2 protein-coding genes are annotated in these 1,829 nt (G+C 69.8%); both read right to left on the bottom strand.

Annotated elements, in window-relative coordinates; translation table 11 throughout:
• The coding region (locus ACFOMF_RS18375; protein ID WP_386367640.1) for a CaiB/BaiF CoA transferase family protein at nt 1-692 on the bottom strand (692 nt) is incomplete at its 3' end.
• 81 nt (nt 693-773) lie between these two features.
• A partial coding sequence (locus tag ACFOMF_RS18370; protein ID WP_386367638.1) for an MmgE/PrpD family protein occupies nt 774-1,829 on the bottom strand: 1,056 nt, incomplete at its 5' end.

The raw sequence follows: 1,829 nt of genomic DNA, 5'->3' as shown, positions 1-1,829 counted from the left end.
GCACGCGGCGGCGGCGGGGCGCCGTCGTAGGCGTAGTAGAGCGGGTAGCCCATCCACTCCACCAGGCTTTCCAGCATGGAGACGTCGATGCGGCTGCCTTCCCCGGTGGTCTGGCGCAGCAACAGCGCCGAGAGAATGCTGCTGTAGGCATACATGCCGGCGGCGATGTCCGCAATGGAGCAACCGGCCTTGGCCATTTCGTTCTCGCCGGGGCCGCCGGTTACCGATAGGAAGCCGCCCTCGCTCTGGATCAGCAGGTCGTAGGCTTTCTTGGTCTCGTAAGGGCCGCCTTCGCCATAGCCGGAGATGTCGCAGACGATCAGTTGCGGAAAGCGCTCATGCAACGCCTCGAAGGACAGGCCCATGCGGGCGGCGGCGCGCGGCGCCAGGTTCTGTACCAGCACGTCGGCCCTGGCCAGGAGATTCATCAGGATCTCGCCGGCCTCGGCCTGCTTGAGGTCCAGCGCCAGGCTCTCCTTGGAGCGGTTGGTCCAGACGAAGTGGGAGGAGAGGCCGCCGACGCGCTCATCGTAGCCACGGGCGAAATCGCCGGCGCCGGGCCGCTCGATCTTGATCACCCGCGCGCCCAGGTCGGCGAGCTGACGGGTGCAGAACGGCGCGGCGATGGCGTGCTCCAGGCTGACCACGGTGATGCCATCGAGCGGGCGGGGTTTGCGGGTGGTGTCGTTCATCGCGAAATCCTGCGCATTGAGGCGTATCGAAGGCCGGGCGCGCCGTGGCGTCCGGCATGATGGTGAAGTGGCCGGGAGCGCTCAGGCGATGACCTGCAGATCGTCCAGCTCCCGCAGCCGCCAGACGCTGGCGATCAGCTCGCCGGCCTGATCCGCCGAGCGGGCGCCGGAGAAGGCCACCAGCCGGCGGAACTTGTCCTCCAGCTCGTCGCGGCTCAGGCTGTTGCCCGGGTCGCCCTTGGGTTCGTCGACAGCGGCGCTCAGGCGGCGCCCGTCGCGGGTGGTGACCTCCACCCGGCCGAGCCAGCGCTGTGGATAGGCGCCGTCGACTTCCGGGTCCAGCCTCATGCTCACCTTGTCGCGGAATGCGCCGACGCGCGGGTCGCCCAGGGCGTGCTGGTGGAATTCGGGGAGCCCGGCCTTGCCGTAGACGGCGATCAGGCCGAGTACCGTGCCCATGGAGAACTTTGCCTGGTGCACGGTCTGCGGCACCTGCACCCGGCCCAGCACGTCGATGGCGCCCTGGTGCACCCGGGTGGTGACGCTGGCGATCTCGTCGGCGTTGAGCCCCTCGCGCTGCATCAGCGCCAGCAGCGCGTCGGCGGCGGGGTGGGTGTGGCGGCAGGAGGCGTGGAACTTGAAGGAAGTCTCCGCCAGCGCCCAGCGGCTGCCGAGCCGATCGGACAGCCGCGCCGGATCGGCGTCGCTGGACATGCCGGCGGCCAGGCCCTGGTCGCCTTCGAGAATGTTCTTCGCCCCGGTCAGGCCGTCGGCGGTCAGGTAGGCTGCGAGCAGGCCGTCGGCGGCGGCCTTGGCGGTGTGCAGCTGCTTGGAGTCGGCCGCATCGCGCAGGAACTCCCACAGACCCGCGGCCTGGGTCCCGGCGCTGCCGAACAGGTGGCTGAAGCGCGCGCGGTCGAAGCCCATCAGCTTGCCGACCCCGACCGCCGCGGCCAGGGTGCCCACCGTGGCGGTGGTGTGGAAGATCCGGTAATGGGAACGGCCAAGGAATTCACCGATGCGGATGCCCGCCTCGTAGCCGGCCACCGCCGCTACGATCAGTTCGCGTCCGCTCTTGCCCAGGTCCTGCGCCGCCGCCAGGACGGCAGGAAAGACGACAGTGGCCGGGTGGAGCAC

It is taken from the genome of Stutzerimonas tarimensis (genome assembly GCF_042648805.1).
Taxonomy (GTDB): Bacteria; Pseudomonadota; Gammaproteobacteria; order Pseudomonadales; family Pseudomonadaceae; genus Azomonas; species Azomonas tarimensis.
Note: the sequence above shows the minus strand (reverse complement) of the source record. Positions and strands in the feature narration are given on the sequence as shown.